Genomic DNA, 15,877 nt, shown 5'->3' with positions numbered 1-15,877 from the left:
TGATGTGTACATGGTCAAGCCTTTTGAGCCAGAGGAACTCGTAGCACAGGTAGAATCTTCTCTGAAGCAGACCATTCGCTGGAAAGAACACCAAGCAAAAGGAGGGGAAAATGGTTCTCGCATCCAAGTTCCCTTCGATGTACAACTGACCCCAACCGAACTAAAAGTTGTTCAATTTGTGGCGCGAGGCTTAGCTAACCGCGAAATCGCTGAAGAATTAAATGTTAGTCAGCGTACAGTCGAAAGCCACGTGTCCAATATGTTGGGCAAAACCAATCTCCACAATCGCACCGAACTTGCACGGTGGGCGATCGAAAACCAAATGGCGTAAAGGGATGCGTGGATTTTAGATTTTGGATTAAGAATCAAAAATCCAAAATCTAAAATCCACGCATCCCTTTGTGTTACCAACCGTCTTGATTAACCATTGGTTGATGCTTAATTTCTAGATTTAGTTCATCTAGATAGGTCAAAGCACTGGCAATTTGGAAAACTGTTCCTCGTAGTTCCAAATCAAAACAGCCTTTTTGCGATACATCCCCAAGGAGTTGTGCTGTAGCGATATTGACCGTAACGCCACTGTGAGAGATCAGCTTGGAAATAACGGGCTGTTCGTGCATATCTTTGGGAATGTAAACCGTAACGCGAGTTTCTGTACGTCTGTTATCGCGAAAATTATTGGTAGATTTACCCTGTCTGACCAGAAGAGCCATAATAGTAGATTTCCCTTGAAATTAGTAGATTTCCCTTGAAAATGATTTGAAGGGAGTTTGAATTAGCACAAATCTTTTCCCCCCAATCAAATACAGAGATATCACTTTTTTAAGCACAATTCAAGACCCTATATTTCTATAGTTGGGACAAGTATATTTTATAAATCTCAATATAATTTTTGATAAAATTTAATATTTATAAAGTAATACCTTTTCTTCAAATATTAGCAACAGATGCTCCCCCCTAGCTCCCCTTAAAAAGCTACGGTGTACACACAAATTGAATTTACCCCCCTTAATCCCCCCTTAAAAAGGCTACGGTGTACACAGATCTCTCGAAAAGATATGAAACATCATGAAAACAGGAGAATTTGATTCCAATTCCCCCCTTTTTAAGGGGAGCCAGCGCTCTGGTGCAGGGTCTCCCGAACTCACAGCGACTGGCGTGGGTTAGGGGGGATCGAAACCGCAAGAGAGCACTTCAAAAGACTTGTGTGTACACCGTAGCCTTATGGTAACTTAATTAAATAATCGTTTGCACCTTGAGCAAAGGCTTCTGCTTTTAACTCTGGTTCTTCTTTGCCAGATAGAATAACAATGGGAATATCTCGAGTTGCTTCGTAGAAACGAAACCAACGCAACAGCATAAGCCCATCTATACCTGGTATTACCAAATCTAAAAGAATCACTGTTGGTGTAATTTCTACAGCTTTCTGAATAGCTTGAGTTGGAGCGCTTATGTAGTGAAACAAAATATCTTTTTCATGCGTCAGTATTTGCCGAACTGTTTCGCCAACGATCGCCTGGTCATCAATCAGCAGAACAGTCACTGTATCGTTTTGAAGAGTGAAAGTCGATGTGATTGTTGGCAAGTTTTGCTGAGTGTTGAATTTAGACGCTCTTTGGACTATTTGTTTCGTTTTTTGTAAGATTTTTCTCGACTTTAAAATCCTGTTATATCTCCTAGCCATAAACATAACTCAATATTGTCAACTATTAACGACAATTATAGAATCAAGAAAATACAAATTATAAGAGTTTGCTTATATATTTTGTAGGAATTATTCCTTGAATAAATTCAGTAAGTCTACTGTTGTCGAAAAATAGATATAGATATGTTTATGTTAGTGGTTAATTCTTAGTAGGAGCAAAAGGCATTTACTCAAAGGTCTAATATGTAGTACGTACCCGCTCGCAGCAGACAGAAGCGATCGCATCCACTGGTAAAATCTCTGTTGCTGCTTCTAATTCTGCGGCGGCTTTAGGCATCCCATAAACCACTGAAGTTCGACGGTCTTGAGCAATAGTATGCCAGCCAGCTGTTCTTAATTTTTTTAAACCTCAATGTTTAGATCGACCATCTCGGTTTCAGAGATGTGCAATGTTTCTACAACTCTTTCCACCATTAAACCCACTAGATGGGGCATTTCCGATTTTGAAGTTTCGTTGCGATCGCTCAGACAGTGCTTAATCAATACGATGCGAGTACTAAAATTCTCACAGCATGGGCGATCGTGCATTAACTGGCACAGGTCAAGCACTGGTACAATACGTCCACGGTAATTAAAAACCCCAGCAACGTATTTGGGTGTGTGGGGTAGAGTTTTGAGAATCACCAGGGGGAGGACTTCTACAACCTGCTGACTTGCGATCGCATAAAGTTGATTATCAATATTAAGTAATAAAAATAACATTTATAGACCTTGTAATATGGATTAAGTGAATGCAGTTTAACTCAATCCTGCAAGGTCGTTAAACAGAGAAAACACTTGAAATTGGGATTAACACGGGGGTGTTTGAGTGGTATTGCAGCAGCCTGCTGGTTCTATACCCATTCTATCCCTAGAGAGTGGCGATCGCCTAACTCGTACTGAATTTGAGTGCTGCTATGAAGCAACCCCAGGAAAATTCAAAGCCGAACTGATTCAAGGAGTGGTTTGCGTGGCATCCCCTGTAAGAGTTATTAAGGTTAAAAATTGATGTTGCAATCAATTAAAGGAGTTTATAAGCACGGGAAGGTAGAGCTTACTGAATTACCTTCTGATGTATCAGAAAGCCCTGTAATTGTCACTTTCGGTTACAGAGCAACTGGAAAAACAAGTGTTTTAAACAATATCATTAAACCAAATGAATCTTGTTCCTCCAGCGCTCTCATTTGCAGCATTTGATCGAGTACTACTTTTATAAAAAGTGCAATCGCTCTTTTAAGATTTGAGCAAGTCAAGCTAATTCTGATGCTAACAGCCGACCTTTTATTGGTTCATACTCATCTTCTAGTAACCAAAGCTGTGCTTCATCATAACTATTGCTTGAAAACACAATTTTATACCCTTGAGCCGGGTCGTAAATCCTATAGTTCCCGTGAATGTTACTTAGTAGTAGAAGAATATAAGGAGGTGACAGCATAGGATCTACCCATACTTCTGCAAACTCCCAGTCATTGTTCACTGGGTCTTGTGCGGGGGATGACATGGTATTGGTCGTATGCATTGATTTTTATCTCACCATAGTAAAGCGGAATACGGCTACCGTCTGGACTAATTCTATAACCAACTGGTTCATCAAAGAACATTCCATAGCGCTCATATTCCCGAATGATTCCAGTAAATTCTCCCTTTTCTATTATGGCTTGGGTAACTCGGTTCATAATAAACTCATCTTTAAATACATGAGCGGCAATTCCTCTGTTCAGGAGTCTTTGCATTTGTGGTGTATCTTGAAGGTGTTTGGCAACGTGCCTATAGTCTAAGGTAATTTGACGACTAATTCCGCTCATGAATTCATAGCTTGGGATGGTAATTAGTTAGTCTACTATAACTTTATTGACTCAATCGGAGTGAATTAATTATATTGCTCTACGTATAAACCTTAATTACTCATTTAATGAAAGTTCAAATGCTCCAGATTTTAACCAAGCTTTTGCGGCATTGCCAAACTATTTGGCTGCAAGTGTTACCTGAACAAACCACGACTGAACTCCTGCCTTTGCTTGGGCATCTCTATGAGTCTGGTTTACTTACACCGCCCATGTCCTCTGATGCAGAACCGATTTCTGATGCTGATTTAGCAGCAATGGTTCAGTCTATTTATGTTGCTGGTCAACCACTTTCAGAAACAATTATTGAGGAGCGAGGTGAGTGGTAACAGCGTACTTTCTTTAGTTGACCCTACAGTCTTCAACGAGGAAGGATGTCATCTAAGCGAAGTTCAAGACCGGGAAAAAGCGGTGAGTTAATTAATTGATTTAATCTATATTGTTGTTGAATATAAGTATCTTCAACTAATTGACAAACGGTAAAGGTAGGTTGTTTGGGCTTACCAATAAATGCTACGCCACCCAGACCGCGATAATCCACAATCCAATATTCAGGAATACCTAAAAGCGTGTATTCTTCAACTTTGGGAGCATAATTAGTTTCCCAGTTGCTACTAACAACTTCAACCACCAATTTTATCTATCGCCCCATAGTAATTACAGGTTCTCGTTCCCAAAGTGGTTCGCGATCTAGAACAGTTTCATCCAGAACAATAATATCAGGACGACGAGCGGTAGCTATATCTGCAAAGGGGTAAATTAAACAAGTGCGAGGAATAAACCAGGGAAGTTTTTCCGCAACAAGATAGATACCAATTTGGGTTGCAAGCTTACCACTCACTGTTTCATGAGGACCAGTAGGTTCCATGTCAATTAGTTCTCCATCTGCTAGTTCATAGCGGGAATTATCTCGGTATTGGGAGACAAAATCTTCTTTAGTGAGAGTTTTTGGAGGGATATACGTCATGAAAATCTCCTCAGTAATGCGATCGCTTTAAGACAGAACTTTTGCAAAGTCTTTAGTATTGCGTATAACCAAAATACTCTTTACGACGTTCTGCTTCTATATCAGCCAACACTTCATCAAAAAGTAGATTATCATTATACATTCCAATTACCTCAAGCCAGGGATTATCAGTTTGGGGAGAATCAATTTCTAAAGTCACTATTTTTGAATTTTGTAAACGTTTTTGCAAAAGCTACTGTAAGTTTTCCAAAGCTTCATTTTCAGTTTTGCCAGAGCTTTTACAGTTTGATAATCCTAAGACCAATGCACTAAATCTACCATCAGACTCACGTTCAACCAACACACTATAAGTTAGCTTAGAAGTATCACGCTTAGGACTGTTTGAAGAGCTAAAACCGATCGGACTTTTTTCCTTTTTCGATATTTTATAATTTTAGTAGATTTAGACACAAGATGAATGGAACAGCAGTCATAACTAGCGATTGTAGATTTCTTTACGGCTAAGCAGACCAGTCACTTGCACGGGATTCTCACTCAATTCGTCAATTATGTCATGTTTTTGAAACGATCTGTTCTTCAACAAAACAATTACTTTAATATCATCTCCACTGATGTCTTGTTTGTACTCATCGGAATCTGAATTAAACCGTTTTGAATTTTTGCTTGAAACTCTACAGCCTTTAACATTTTTAAACTCTCCTTTATATCGATACAACTCAATCTTAACTCTATTACTTATATCTTCAATAGAAGATAATTAACTTAGTTACCAATAGCTACTCTCTCACTACTATAGCAATCCTAAGTCATTTGTAAAATTCTCTCTTCTCTCTTTACTTCGCGCTCTTTGCGTCTTTGCGGTTAATACTTTAATAACTTAAATAGAACTGCTATATAAAGAACTTAGAAGTAATAACAATGCACTAGAACAATCCTAAATCATTTGTAAAATTTCCTCTTTCTTCTCTCTGTGTTCTCTACGCCTCTGCGGTTCATTAAAAAAATTTACAATTTCGTTACCCATACTTGTTTGAGAACGTCCAAAAAAGCAAAGACTCCTTTTGGTAATATGGCATCAGCCAGAATAATAACTCCAATAATACGCTCCAAAGGAACTGGCAAACTCCTAACCTGTATCTCTTCTGGTATGGGTTCGGCTGTGAGTCGAGCCATGACAGTCGCTCCGAGTCCCTGCTTCACCATGCTGAGAACTGTTGAATCCTCCCTGACTTTGTGGTCAACTTTCAGCGTGTGACCAAATTGTAAAAAATGCTCTTGGATGACTTTGTTGTGTTGAGGACTCCGCAGATTGACAATCATTGGATACTCTGCTACTTGTTCCCAACTGAGCGGTACATCACAAGCAAGCACTCCTGGTGACAGCAGTACAACAAACTCGTCTCGAAATAATTCCCAAGCATCAAACTCTTTTCCTGTTGGAAGCAAAGTAAAACCGACTTCTGCTTGACCTTGTTGTAATGCTTGTTCGACTTCCGCATACCTGTCATATTCGGTAATGACAACACCCAACGTGGGATACTTCTCGCGAAAACGAGCGATGACTTTTGGGAGCACGTGGGTTGCGATACTCCGAACGCAAGCCACTCGCACTTGTCCGCTTTGCAATCCTTTTTCTCGTTCGGCTTTTTCTAGAACGTTCCCCAACAAACGCAAAATTTGTCGTGCTTCCTCAAAAATTTCCTCTCCAATCGGCGTTAACGTCGCACCGTGACGACCTCGCAGCACGAGAACAACTCCTAATTCTTCTTCTAAAGTCGCGATCGCATAACTCACCGTTGATTGAGATAAACCCAACTCCAAAGCCGCTTCGCTAAAGCTGTTGCGATCGCCAACAGCCACCAAAGCTCGTAGCTGAGAGATTTTTAGATTACAGTCGTTGATTTTGTCCATCAAAGTCAAGAAAGCTTTCTATTTTAGGACTTACGCAACCTCAATAGTATTTTGGGGATTTCACGCGTTGTCGATCCCCCCAACCCCCCTTAACAAGGGGGGCTATGCGTAAGTCCTGTATCTATCGATTTTATCGATAGAAGGTATCGAGGGGATCGTTTGTTTTTCAATTCAGTCATAAATAAACTGTTTATTATTGGTAAATCAATTCAAACAATGTCTTCATTATTTTCTCTCACGCTTTGCTTTGTGATTTTATTGTTTAGCGTGACTAAAGGATACTTTGTTGCTTATTCTCTCGGTCTATCTTTAGTCATACTGCTGGTCACTTTTACTTACCAAGGCTTTCCTTTCGCAATTCTACTAAAAATGGGTTACGTCAGCAGTCAAAAAGCTTTTTCCATTATCACAATTTTATTACTTATAGGAGTTGTCACATCAATTTGGATGGTATCTGGAACAATTCCTGCATTGGTTTATTATGGGACTCAATTCATCAATCCTCAATACTTTATTCTTTCAGCCTTTCTTCTTAGCTGCATTATTTCCGTACTTCTAGGAACTTCTTTTGGGACTGTCAGTACTGTAGGTGTCGCACTGATGATTATGGCAAAAGAAGGAAATATCGAGCCTCACATAATTGCTGGAGCTATTATTGCAGGCGGCTATTTTGGAGACAGATGTTCCCCCATGTCTTCTAGCGCTCATTTGATTGCTAGTCTTACCAAAACCAATCTATATAAAAACCTTGCGTATCTCATGACGACTGCTTGGTTTCCATTCATCGCTTCTACCATAGTTTACTTTTTTCTTTCGCTGGACAATCCCATTCAAGCTAGCAGTCACAATCTACTGGCGGAAATCCCTCAAATCTTTGATATTAACTTGCTAGTTTTATGTCCTGCAATTGCTGTTTTCTTCCTTTGTCTCTTGAAAATAGAGGTGAAAGTGACGCTGGGGATTAGTATTGCGATCGCATTATTTCTAGGATGCTTTGTTCAAAATTATTCCTGGCTGCAAATGTTGCAATTTGTGGTTTTTGGATTTCATTTAGATTCACAAAGTCAGCTTGCTGAAGCTTTAACTGGGGGAGGTATTTTATCAATGATGAGAGTTTCAGTCGTTGTCGTAATTTCCACATTTCTTGTAGGAATTATCGTGGGGACGAAGACTCTAGCATCTGTGGAGAAAGTCTTCAGAAGAATTTCTTCTAAAAGTGGCTTATTTCTGAGCACTATTGCTGTTGGGTTGGTATCTGCTGCTTTTGGTTGTACTCAAACACTTGCTATTCTCATGACTTATCAACTTATGAAAGACAAGTACGAGCACAGAAAAGTGAGCCATTATCAACTCGCGATCGATATTGAGAATACTGCTGTTGTGCTTGCGCCTCTTGTTCCTTGGAATATTGCTGGTTTAGTTCCAGCGACTATTTTAATGACTGATTCGGGATTTATTCCTTATGCGGTTTATTTGTATTTGATTCCGGTTTTTAATTGGGTTGGGTTTAAGTTGGTTGAGTCGAGGAGACTTTGCAAAAGTTAAGAAAATGAATATTTAACCGCAGATGAACGCACCCTCGACGTAGATGTACAGCAATTTTAATTCTTAGCGCTCGATATTTTACTACTTAAATAGGATTGTTTATGAACGGACAAAATCTTTTAATTAGACTCGCGACAAAAGATGATATCTCGACTATTATGGAGCTTATTTTACTGAAGGCTGAGTTTGATGGATGTCTCGATTTTTTGGAAGCAACGCCTCAGAAACTAGAAGATACAATATTTTGTCACAATCCTCTTGCTTTTATTTTGTTGGCTGAGATTGATGAAAACGCAATTGGATTAGCAAGCTATCATCGCATATACTCTACTTTTCTTGCTAAGCCGGGAATTTGGTTGGACGATCTATATATTAAAGCTGAATACCGTCATTGTGGTGTTGGGACAGCGTTGATAAATCATTTGTGTCGAATAAATGAAAATATAGGTGGTGCAAGAATTGATTGGATAGTTAGAGTCAATAATGCACCAGCAGTCAAGTTTTACGAAAAAATGGGGGCAAAAATTCTTGAACGAGTCAGGTTGTGTCGTCTGGAAAGAGATGCGATAAGCGAAGCTTAACGGAGTACAGCCGTATCGCTTGTAGAGCATACGAAAACGAAAACTTTCTGCTTTAGACATAAGGAATTTTCAAGACATAAATTCTCCATCTTGTGGTGCGGGCGTCCTCGCCCGCCACTAATACAGGACGGGCGGGGACGCCCGTACCACAAGAAATTTTTTATTTGGAATTCCCTAAATAAACCCATTCATGCAAGCGATATCCATACCCGGAGTTATGAATGAGTTTATCAAGGCAAATAGGATTACACACTTGGAAGGTGCGCTAGGATTTTATAGAAAGCTGTAAGTGGGATACGTACACAAAACGGAGCTAAAACAATGCAAAATATAAAATTACGTTCGCGTGTTGGAAAAGATGGAGTATTACACCTTGATATTCCAGTAGAAATGACAGATACAGAAATCGAGGTGACAGTAACAATTCATAGAGTTACACCACAAGAACGAGGCTGGATGTCTGGTTTTTTTGAAGAAGTCATTGGCGGTTGGGTGGGAGAACCGCTACAAAGACCAGAACAGGGGGAGTATGAGACAAGGGAGCAGCTATTTTGACTTATCTTCTTGACTCAAATGTTTGCATTCGCTTAATAAATAATAGCAGGCCTGCAGTAACAACTCGCGATTAATTGCGGCGATCGCTTTGACGAATAGTTTAATATTAGTTACGCATAATGTGCGTGAATTTAATAGAGTCAATGGGTTGCAGATTGAGGATTGGGAGGAAGGGGGTTAATGTCTATGAGATTTTCAAGTAAAAAATCATCTCGAAGTGCAGGAGGCGGAGCCTCCATGAAGGCATTCCCAGGCTGAGCCTGGGAACGAGGTGGAGAACTCGACTAAAATTCAGCGCTTTCAGGTGTGCGTGGGAAGGGGATAACATCTCTGATATTGCCCATCCCCGTCATAAATTGCACGAGTCTTTCAAAACCAAGCCCAAATCCGGCGTGTGGAACGGTACCGAAGCGGCGCAAATCCAGATACCACCACAAATCCTCTGGCTTCATCCCTTGGGCGAGTATACGACGTTCTAACACTTCTAAGCGTTCTTCCCTTTGCGAACCACCAATGATTTCACCAATTTTGGGTGCAAGAATGTCCATTGCGGCTACGGTTTTTTCATCGTCGTCTAAGCGCATATAGAAAGCTTTGATTTGCACTGGGTAATTTGTGACGATGGTGGGCTTTTTGAACAGCTGTTCGGCTAGATAACGCTCGTGTTCTGATTGTAAATCTAGTCCCCAACTGACTGGGTATTCAAATTTGACGTCAGCTTTCTCTAATAGTTTGATGGCTTCTGTATAAGTTACACGTTCAAATTCATTATTAATAATGTTATCTGCTGTTGCTATAACTGTGTTATCAATGCGCTGGTTAAAAAATTCTATGTCTTCAGCACAAGTTTCCATCACGTATTTAAATATGTGTTTGAGAAATGCTTCTGCTAAGTCCATATCTCCTTTAAGATCGCAGAATGCCATCTCTGGTTCTACCATCCAAAATTCTGCGAGGTGACGGGAAGTGTTGGAGTTTTCTGCACGGAAGGTAGGACCAAAGGTATAGACGTTGGTAAACGCTGTCGCCATCACTTCTGCTTGTAGCTGTCCGCTTACTGTTAGGTATGTTGGTTTACCGAAAAAGTCTTTACTATAATCTACAGCTTTGGTGTCCTGGCGAGGCACATCTTTTAAATCTAAACTGGTGACGCTGAACAGTTCGCCTGCACCTTCACAATCGTTGGCGGTGATGATGGGTGTATGTACCCACAAAAACCCGCGTTCTTGGAAGAATTGGTGAATGGCTGTAGCGCATGCATTCCTAACTCGGAAAACTGCACCAAAGGAATTGGTTCGCGATCGCAAGTGTCCGATTGTTCTAAGAAACTCAAAGGAATGACGTTTCTTTTGCAGGGGATATGTATCGGGATCGGCTTCTCCGTATACTGTTACCTTATTAGCTTTTAATTCTACACGTTGCCCTTTTCCTTGAGAAGTAACAAGCACTCCTGCAACTTCTACTGACGCACCTGTGTTTAGCTGTTTCAAAATACTGTCGTATTCTGGCAAATCTTCATTAATTACGACTTGCAAACTAGCCAAGGATGAACCGTCATTCACTTCAATAAAAGCAAATCCTTTTAATTCCCGTTTTGTCCGAACCCAGCCTTGAACTACCAGAGACTCATCAGGTTGACCATTTCGCAATACTTCTGCAATCCGTTGATAGACCATATCATTTAGCTAACTTACTTTATCAACCAGCCTATGATAACGCCCAATCCCCCAAATCGAACTGCCAACCAGAAAGGTTCTTTTAAACTTTTCCAAGAGAATAACTTACTTTCTAATCTCAGTTCTAGTTCTTCTAGTTGCTGTTGAATGTGCCTTAACTCTGTTTTCAGACCGGGCTGTTTGCTGTGATGCAATTCGTCACGGCGCTGCTGCAACTCTTGTTGATGCGATCGATCTGCTTGCACTTGATTGTAACGTTCTTTAAATGCAGCAAGTGCTTGCTCCACTTCCAAAAGTTGTTCTTCCAATTCTTGCTCTGGGCTCTCTCCATCCGTTGGTGGTTCAGATGGTTTTTGATCCGGTTTCATACGTTGGTTAGTGGTTAGTGATTAGTAGGCTTGGCAGTAACTTAACATTTGTTGGCATCACCATTAGGCTATGTTAAGTACGATGCTGCCGACAGCTAAGCTAAATTTGTCTATATTAACCTACTCGATCGCTCATCTCATGTCTCAACCAACTCAGATTCCCAAAACTAATGAACTAAGCCAGTTTAGTACATTGGAATTAGCCCAGGCTCTCATGGAGAGGCTGAGTATTTCACCTAACGATTGGCATCGCCTTAAGTCTAACCGCAAAGTTCGTGCTAGCGAACAAGCCGCCGCCGCTCTTGTTTTTCTTTTAAAAGACAATCCAGAAGAAGCTTTGCAAAAACTTCAACAAGCAAGCGGTTGGTTGGATAAGTCTATTTCTGCTCCTCCTTGTCCGACTCATGGTGGAGGGATTAGGGATTAGAGATTGGGGACTAGGGAGTAGGGAATTAATCAAAGAACTCTTCCACTCCCCAATCGCCAGTCCTCATTGCCCCTTATCCCCAGAGGAAACCCCGAGTTCCCCAATCACCGTCTTAAAGATAATTTAGCTCTCTGTTCTAATTGTTTGCATAATCTTAACTCTGTTCCTTTCCTGTTCCACTCCACTCGATCGAACACTTGGCGCAGAATACACAATCCTCGACCATTTTCTGACTCGTCGGGTGGTAAATATTCTGTAGGATCTTCGTAACAAGGAGCAGCAGGCATGAAGCCGTCTCCTTGGTCTGATACGATCCACCAGTATTGATTGTCAATTAAGGAGAATCTAACTATAACTGTTTTTCCAGGATCTAGGTTGTTACCATGCTTGGCTGCGTTCACTAAAGCTTCCTGAAGCCCAAGGCGCAATTCTGCTTGTAACATTGATGGAATCTCTGCCAATAATAAATCTAATATTGGACACAGATATAGTGTTGAGGCGAAACTAATTGTACCCCAATTACGTCCTGTTGGACGGAGCGAGACATTAATCACAATGAGGAACCCCGTAGCTTTCAGAGTTAGCTAGACATCAGTTTGCTGTCACAGGCACCCTGATCTTGTGTGAGGTGGTCGTGTTGCCTTCAAACTTGCGTCTGTTGAACTAAATTTTGAAAATGCTAGGGCGCATAGACTCTCTCAAAAGATATGAGTTGATTAAGCACAGTACGGCTAGTAAGCACCAATCGTAAATTCAGGCAATTATTATTGCGTATAAAAGAGTATACTTTCACTCTTTTCATTGCTAAGCATAAGCTAGACAACTCGATTCATAACTCCAAGAGAGACTTTGCTTTTTACTTATCCATGCAAAATGAATTGCACAGAAGGAATCATATTTTTAGCTTAATTCTATAGTAGCATCTCTCGTCGATAACGATCCATAAATTTTGCTTTTGAGTTTTTGTTAAAGAGGAAGAGAATTCAGAGCAAGGCGGATAGTGTAAGGAACGCTGCTGCTTCTACGTGGGCTGTCTGTGGAAAGAAATCCGCAGGTTGCACTCGTGTCAGCGTATACAGTCCATCCTCACAGAGTAATTTGAGGTCACGAGCCAGGGTGGCTATTTTACAACTGACGTATACAATGCGAGGAGGTTTCGTTTGCTTTAAGGTTTCAATCACAGAGCGATCGCATCCCTTGCGTGGAGGGTCGAGCAAAACGATATCTGGTGAAATGTCCATGTTGGGGAGTAATTCTTCTACTGCGCCAGGATGAAAGATGGCATTCTCGATCCCGTTAAGCTTTGCGTTTAAATTTGCCTGTTCCACTGCTTCTGCTTGAAGTTCTAACCCTACAGCTTGCCGTACTTTTTTGGCTAAAGGTAGGGTTAGTGCCCCAATACCACAATAAGCATCAAATAGCACTTCCTCACCTTGTAAATTGAGTTCTGACTCAATAACCTGTAACAACGCTTCTGCTGTTTCCGTATAAATTTGGAAAAACGTATCTACCCGCACTTGAAATTCTAGACCAGCAAATTGTTCTTTTAGGTAAGGAACACCAGCAATACAACGGGTTTCTTGCCCAAAAATAGCATTGGTACGTTCTGGATTCCGGTTAACACACACTCCGATTAGCTGAGGATAGCGCTCCAACCACTCTTGCGCTTGGTCGTAAATTCCTGGTAAGTTCCAATCCTTAACCACCAAAGTCAGCAACATTTCCCCTGTATGACGACCGATACGCAAACCGAGATGTCGTATTAAACCAGTATGATTGTGCTCGTTGTAAATTTGCCAGTTACGCTTTTGAATGTCTTGTTTAACTTCCAACAGTAGGGGGTTTAATCGCGGATCTTGTACTGGACATTGATTTAAATTAATTAATTGATGGCTGCTTTTTTGGTAATAACCCGCTTGGACAAGTCCTGTATGAGATAATCCTACGGGATATGTTGCTTTGTTACGATAACCCAAGCATTCCGAACCAGATAGCATTGGAGCGACTGGTGGTTGAGTAAAACCGCCAATACGTTGCAAGCCTTGAATAACTTGATGGCGTTTGGCTTCTAATTGATATTGATAATCAATATGTAACCATTGACAACCCCCACATTTATCAGCAACGATACAACTCGGTCGAATGCGGTGGGAAGATTTTTCCAGCAGTTGTTCGATTTGTCCGCGAGCATAACTAGGTTTTACGTAAACTAGACGGACAGTAGCGCGATCGCCGGGTACGGTATCCGGAACAAAAACGACGCGATCGTTCCATCGTCCGACACCATCACCAGTATCGCTTAAATCGGCAATCTCTACTTCAATTAATTCGCCTTGTTTCCACATTCCCCATGCCCCTTTATTTATGTCCTCAAGACTCGTTAAACTAGCAAATAATAAAATAAAATCACGTTCTACGCGATAACCATGACTGTAGTAAGCCAAGTTATTCTCAAAGCTGATGACGAACTGCGTTACCCTAGCAGTGGCGAACTCAAGAATATCAAAGACTATTTGCAAACTGGCGCACAACGGATTCGCATTGTCGGTATCCTAGCCGAAAATGAGAAAAAGATAGTTCAGGAAGCTACCAAGCAGCTTTGGCAAAAGCGTCCTGACTTTATTGCTCCAGGTGGCAATGCTTATGGAGAACGCCAACGCGCTCTATGTGTCCGTGACTATGGTTGGTACTTACGCCTAGTTACTTATGGTGTACTTTCTGGTGACAAAGAACCAATTGAAAAAATTGGTTTAATTGGTGTCAGAGAAATGTACAACTCCCTCGGCGTACCCGTACCGGGAATGGTAGAAGCTATCAACTGTTTGAAGAAAGCTTCTGTTGACTTACTTAGCGCAGATGATGCTGCAGAAACCGCTCCCTACTTTGATTACATCATTCAAGCAATGTCCTAGTACTTAGCGCTCGGCATCACTAATACATCCATATTAGCTGGATTTTCCCCACATCTGGTGGTGGCTATGGCAGATTTTCTGTCAGGTTAGCATCGGGTTGTGGGGAAATTTTATTGGGGGATTGGCGATTGGCGATTGGCGATTGGCGATTGGCGATTGGGGAGATAAGGGAGAACAACTAACCACTAACCACTAACCAACCCTAAAACAAAAAGCCAACAGTCCCTCTTTTGGGCTGTCGGCAATTAGTGTGTTCCCTATTAATGACTCGGCTAGAGTTCAGTTGTGGATATCATCTCAATTTGACTCTACAGAGAATAGGATCTTAATCATGAGCACTAGTGATTGTCATCACTACAATTATTTACAGCAGAGGATACTGACAAGTTCAGCTTTCTGACGCTGGTGGGCGCGATCGCAACCCATCTTTAAAACTGTAAAATTTATTACACTCAAATGACTAATTTTTCAGAAATACTAATTTGAAAGAAGAATGCTGTAGATACAGATGCCATACCACTTGCTTTATGTTGGGAAACTCATCCACTACAGTGGCTGCTCTGTTTTTTGAAGTCAAAGTTTACAAAAGCTGCTTCATACGGATGAATAAGTAAGGGTGTTCTACTATTAAAATAATGGAGTTGTAAAGCTAAAATTGATTCCCTAGCATTTCTAGAATTTTTGTTATGCGATAAACCACCAATCCAATCTTTAGGTTTTCTGTAACAATTCTGTTAAGTACTACTGTAGTAACACCCAGAAAAAATTAAAATTTCATGAACTAGAGTCAGCATGACTCTTAACTGCAATGGTAGAATACGGAAACTAATGCGTTCCGAACACCGTTGTCAGTAAAATTGCTGTACCAACAATTACTTAAAATTTCATGCTTTACTCAAGCTAATTTCTATTTTATGAAATAGTCTTTATAGTTGAAATGTTGGAAATACTTAAATACACTACATAACCTTGGGCTTTGCCCAGGAAATTACGTATTTCCCTAGTAGATTCAAATGAAGCATCATTAGCATCAGCAGACTCTGGCAGTTATGTTATTTGCGATCGCAAATCTATCGATTTACCTGATTTATCTATCTTATCCCAGTCACATCTGTAAAGTCCTCAATAAGAGGATGTTTGAAAAGTCATGAATTGATGTATCAAATATTTTTTACCCCACCCTAACCCTCCCCGATATATTGGGGAGGGAACTGGATTTTTCTTATTTCCCCCCAATACATCGGGGGGATAATGGGGGGTAATAATGTGATTAAAACGACAGCCAACCACTTTTCAAACATCCTCTAAGATTAAGAGTCTTGCAAACTTCTAGGTTTCTGTCAATTTCTCAAGTTCTAGTCATACACCAAGAGCCGGTAAAAAGCGCGATACTTTATAAATGCTTTA

The 15,877-nt window shown here is 40.7% G+C and carries 21 protein-coding genes and 3 pseudogenes; 11 read left to right on the top strand and 13 right to left on the bottom strand.

Features of this window, described 5'->3' with window-relative positions; all coding sequences use genetic code 11:
* Positions 1-331, top strand: a 331-nt coding sequence (locus ACKTT2_RS36680; RefSeq protein WP_407895901.1) for a LuxR C-terminal-related transcriptional regulator, incomplete at its 5' end; no start/stop codon positions are given.
* Between the two features lie 73 nt (positions 332-404).
* Here ACKTT2_RS36680 and ACKTT2_RS36675 read toward each other — a convergent pair.
* From ACKTT2_RS36675 to ACKTT2_RS36660, 4 genes are all read right to left on the bottom strand, one after another.
* The gene (locus ACKTT2_RS36675; protein WP_407895900.1) at positions 405-713 is read right to left on the bottom strand and encodes an NIL domain-containing protein; all 309 of its coding nucleotides are present in this window, start codon (positions 711-713) and stop codon (positions 405-407) included.
* A gap of 509 nt (positions 714-1,222) precedes the next feature.
* Positions 1,223-1,585, bottom strand: coding sequence for a response regulator (locus ACKTT2_RS36670; RefSeq protein WP_407895899.1), 363 nt, complete (start codon positions 1,583-1,585; stop codon positions 1,223-1,225).
* A gap of 298 nt (positions 1,586-1,883) precedes the next feature.
* Positions 1,884-1,994 (bottom strand): hypothetical protein, encoded by a 111-nt coding sequence (locus tag ACKTT2_RS36665; protein WP_407895898.1) that lies wholly within the window; start codon positions 1,992-1,994, stop codon positions 1,884-1,886.
* Positions 1,995-2,047: 53 nt separating this feature from the next.
* The gene (locus tag ACKTT2_RS36660) at positions 2,048-2,407 is read right to left on the bottom strand and encodes a chemotaxis protein CheW (protein WP_407895897.1); all 360 of its coding nucleotides are present in this window, start codon (positions 2,405-2,407) and stop codon (positions 2,048-2,050) included.
* Between the two features lie 112 nt (positions 2,408-2,519).
* Between ACKTT2_RS36660 and ACKTT2_RS36655 the strand changes: the two are divergent.
* A pseudogene (locus ACKTT2_RS36655) lies at positions 2,520-2,672 on the top strand (Uma2 family endonuclease); the annotation flags it as partial.
* Positions 2,673-2,692: 20 nt separating this feature from the next.
* Entirely contained in the window at positions 2,693-2,881 is a 189-nt protein-coding gene (locus ACKTT2_RS36650) for a hypothetical protein (protein ID WP_407895896.1), read from the top strand.
* A gap of 52 nt (positions 2,882-2,933) precedes the next feature.
* Here the strand turns inward: ACKTT2_RS36650 and ACKTT2_RS36645 are convergent, their stop codons facing one another.
* Positions 2,934-3,203 carry a hypothetical protein gene (locus tag ACKTT2_RS36645; protein ID WP_407895895.1) on the bottom strand — a complete coding sequence of 90 codons (270 nt, stop codon included), beginning with the start codon at positions 3,201-3,203 and terminating at the stop codon, positions 2,934-2,936.
* Entirely contained in the window at positions 3,151-3,489 is a 339-nt protein-coding gene (locus tag ACKTT2_RS36640) for a DUF6972 family protein (RefSeq protein ID WP_407895894.1), read from the bottom strand. Before ACKTT2_RS36640 ends, ACKTT2_RS36645 begins: the two co-directional genes overlap by 53 nt.
* Before the next feature lie 119 nt (positions 3,490-3,608).
* Here ACKTT2_RS36640 and ACKTT2_RS36635 point away from each other — a divergent pair, with 119 nt between their 5' ends.
* Complete coding sequence (locus tag ACKTT2_RS36635; protein ID WP_407895893.1) at positions 3,609-3,857, top strand: hypothetical protein; 249 nt, start codon at positions 3,609-3,611, stop codon at positions 3,855-3,857.
* A 32-nt stretch (positions 3,858-3,889) separates the two neighbouring features.
* Here the strand turns inward: ACKTT2_RS36635 and ACKTT2_RS36630 are convergent.
* The 3 genes and pseudogenes from ACKTT2_RS36630 to ACKTT2_RS36620 form a co-directional block, all read right to left on the bottom strand.
* A pseudogene (locus tag ACKTT2_RS36630) lies at positions 3,890-4,495 on the bottom strand (Uma2 family endonuclease).
* Positions 4,496-4,547: 52 nt separating this feature from the next.
* Positions 4,548-4,724 carry a hypothetical protein gene (locus ACKTT2_RS36625; RefSeq protein ID WP_407895892.1) on the bottom strand — a complete coding sequence of 59 codons (177 nt, stop codon included), beginning with the start codon at positions 4,722-4,724 and terminating at the stop codon, positions 4,548-4,550.
* A gap of 776 nt (positions 4,725-5,500) precedes the next feature.
* Positions 5,501-6,406, bottom strand: coding sequence for a LysR family transcriptional regulator (locus ACKTT2_RS36620; protein ID WP_407895891.1), 906 nt, complete (start codon positions 6,404-6,406; stop codon positions 5,501-5,503).
* 216 nt (positions 6,407-6,622) lie between these two features.
* On the opposite strand from ACKTT2_RS36620, the gene ACKTT2_RS36615 reads away from it, so the two are divergent.
* The 4 genes and pseudogenes from ACKTT2_RS36615 to ACKTT2_RS36600 form a co-directional block, all read left to right on the top strand.
* On the top strand, positions 6,623-7,951 hold the full coding sequence (locus ACKTT2_RS36615) for a Na+/H+ antiporter NhaC family protein (protein ID WP_407895890.1): 1,329 nt from the start codon (positions 6,623-6,625) through the stop codon (positions 7,949-7,951).
* Between the two features lie 101 nt (positions 7,952-8,052).
* Positions 8,053-8,532, top strand: a complete 480-nt coding sequence (locus tag ACKTT2_RS36610; protein ID WP_407895889.1) for a GNAT family N-acetyltransferase — start codon at positions 8,053-8,055, stop codon at positions 8,530-8,532.
* A 321-nt stretch (positions 8,533-8,853) separates the two neighbouring features.
* The gene (locus ACKTT2_RS36605; protein WP_407895888.1) at positions 8,854-9,087 is read left to right on the top strand and encodes a hypothetical protein; all 234 of its coding nucleotides are present in this window, start codon (positions 8,854-8,856) and stop codon (positions 9,085-9,087) included.
* A gap of 61 nt (positions 9,088-9,148) precedes the next feature.
* A pseudogene (locus ACKTT2_RS36600) lies at positions 9,149-9,268 on the top strand (type II toxin-antitoxin system VapC family toxin); the annotation flags it as partial.
* A 103-nt stretch (positions 9,269-9,371) separates the two neighbouring features.
* On the opposite strand, the gene asnS reads toward ACKTT2_RS36600, so the two are convergent.
* Positions 9,372-10,763, bottom strand: a complete 1,392-nt coding sequence (asnS, locus tag ACKTT2_RS36595) for an asparagine--tRNA ligase (protein ID WP_407895887.1) — start codon at positions 10,761-10,763, stop codon at positions 9,372-9,374.
* Positions 10,764-10,777: 14 nt separating this feature from the next.
* The gene (locus tag ACKTT2_RS36590; RefSeq protein WP_407895886.1) at positions 10,778-11,131 is read right to left on the bottom strand and encodes a sll0565 family protein; all 354 of its coding nucleotides are present in this window, start codon (positions 11,129-11,131) and stop codon (positions 10,778-10,780) included.
* A 139-nt stretch (positions 11,132-11,270) separates the two neighbouring features.
* On the opposite strand from ACKTT2_RS36590, the gene ACKTT2_RS36585 reads away from it, so the two are divergent.
* Entirely contained in the window at positions 11,271-11,558 is a 288-nt protein-coding gene (locus ACKTT2_RS36585; RefSeq protein WP_407895905.1) for a DUF6439 family protein, read from the top strand.
* Positions 11,559-11,662: 104 nt separating this feature from the next.
* Here ACKTT2_RS36585 and ACKTT2_RS36580 read toward each other — a convergent pair whose 3' ends face one another.
* Positions 11,663-12,112 carry an ATP-binding protein gene (locus tag ACKTT2_RS36580; protein ID WP_407895885.1) on the bottom strand — a complete coding sequence of 150 codons (450 nt, stop codon included), beginning with the start codon at positions 12,110-12,112 and terminating at the stop codon, positions 11,663-11,665.
* A 429-nt stretch (positions 12,113-12,541) separates the two neighbouring features.
* The gene (gene rlmD / locus ACKTT2_RS36575) at positions 12,542-13,903 is read right to left on the bottom strand and encodes a 23S rRNA (uracil(1939)-C(5))-methyltransferase RlmD (protein ID WP_407895904.1); all 1,362 of its coding nucleotides are present in this window, start codon (positions 13,901-13,903) and stop codon (positions 12,542-12,544) included.
* Between the two features lie 81 nt (positions 13,904-13,984).
* On the opposite strand from rlmD, the gene ACKTT2_RS36570 reads away from it, so the two are divergent.
* Entirely contained in the window at positions 13,985-14,470 is a 486-nt protein-coding gene (locus tag ACKTT2_RS36570; RefSeq protein ID WP_407895884.1) for a bilin-binding protein, read from the top strand.
* Between the two features lie 976 nt (positions 14,471-15,446).
* Positions 15,447-15,587: a hypothetical protein gene (locus ACKTT2_RS36565; protein ID WP_407895883.1), complete on the top strand. Its 141-nt coding sequence runs from the start codon at positions 15,447-15,449 to the stop codon at positions 15,585-15,587.
* The last annotated feature ends 290 nt before the right edge of the window (positions 15,588-15,877 follow it).

It is taken from the genome of Scytonema hankhaensis NUACC26, assembly GCF_045865695.1.
Lineage (GTDB): Bacteria > Cyanobacteriota > Cyanobacteriia > Cyanobacteriales > Nostocaceae > Scytonema.
Note: the sequence above shows the minus strand (reverse complement) of the source record. Positions and strands in the feature narration are given on the sequence as shown.

Coding starts and splice junctions, on each gene's coding strand:
- ACKTT2_RS36570 (WP_407895884.1), top strand. CDS start 13,985: ATGACTGTAGTAAGCCAAGTTATTCTCAAAGCTGATGACGAACTGCGT.
- ACKTT2_RS36620 (WP_407895891.1), bottom strand. CDS start 6,406: ATGGACAAAATCAACGACTGTAATCTAAAAATCTCTCAGCTACGAGCT.
- ACKTT2_RS36590 (WP_407895886.1), bottom strand. CDS start 11,131: ATGAAACCGGATCAAAAACCATCTGAACCACCAACGGATGGAGAGAGC.
- ACKTT2_RS36615 (WP_407895890.1), top strand. CDS start 6,623: ATGTCTTCATTATTTTCTCTCACGCTTTGCTTTGTGATTTTATTGTTT.
- ACKTT2_RS36645 (WP_407895895.1), bottom strand. CDS start 3,203: ATGCATACGACCAATACCATGTCATCCCCCGCACAAGACCCAGTGAAC.
- ACKTT2_RS36605 (WP_407895888.1), top strand. CDS start 8,854: ATGCAAAATATAAAATTACGTTCGCGTGTTGGAAAAGATGGAGTATTA.
- ACKTT2_RS36640 (WP_407895894.1), bottom strand. CDS start 3,489: ATGAGCGGAATTAGTCGTCAAATTACCTTAGACTATAGGCACGTTGCC.
- rlmD (WP_407895904.1), bottom strand. CDS start 13,903: ATGTGGAAACAAGGCGAATTAATTGAAGTAGAGATTGCCGATTTAAGC.
- ACKTT2_RS36610 (WP_407895889.1), top strand. CDS start 8,053: ATGAACGGACAAAATCTTTTAATTAGACTCGCGACAAAAGATGATATC.
- ACKTT2_RS36675 (WP_407895900.1), bottom strand. CDS start 713: ATGGCTCTTCTGGTCAGACAGGGTAAATCTACCAATAATTTTCGCGAT.
- ACKTT2_RS36635 (WP_407895893.1), top strand. CDS start 3,609: ATGCTCCAGATTTTAACCAAGCTTTTGCGGCATTGCCAAACTATTTGG.
- ACKTT2_RS36650 (WP_407895896.1), top strand. CDS start 2,693: ATGTTGCAATCAATTAAAGGAGTTTATAAGCACGGGAAGGTAGAGCTT.
- ACKTT2_RS36660 (WP_407895897.1), bottom strand. CDS start 2,407: ATGTTATTTTTATTACTTAATATTGATAATCAACTTTATGCGATCGCA.
- ACKTT2_RS36585 (WP_407895905.1), top strand. CDS start 11,271: ATGTCTCAACCAACTCAGATTCCCAAAACTAATGAACTAAGCCAGTTT.
- asnS (WP_407895887.1), bottom strand. CDS start 10,763: ATGGTCTATCAACGGATTGCAGAAGTATTGCGAAATGGTCAACCTGAT.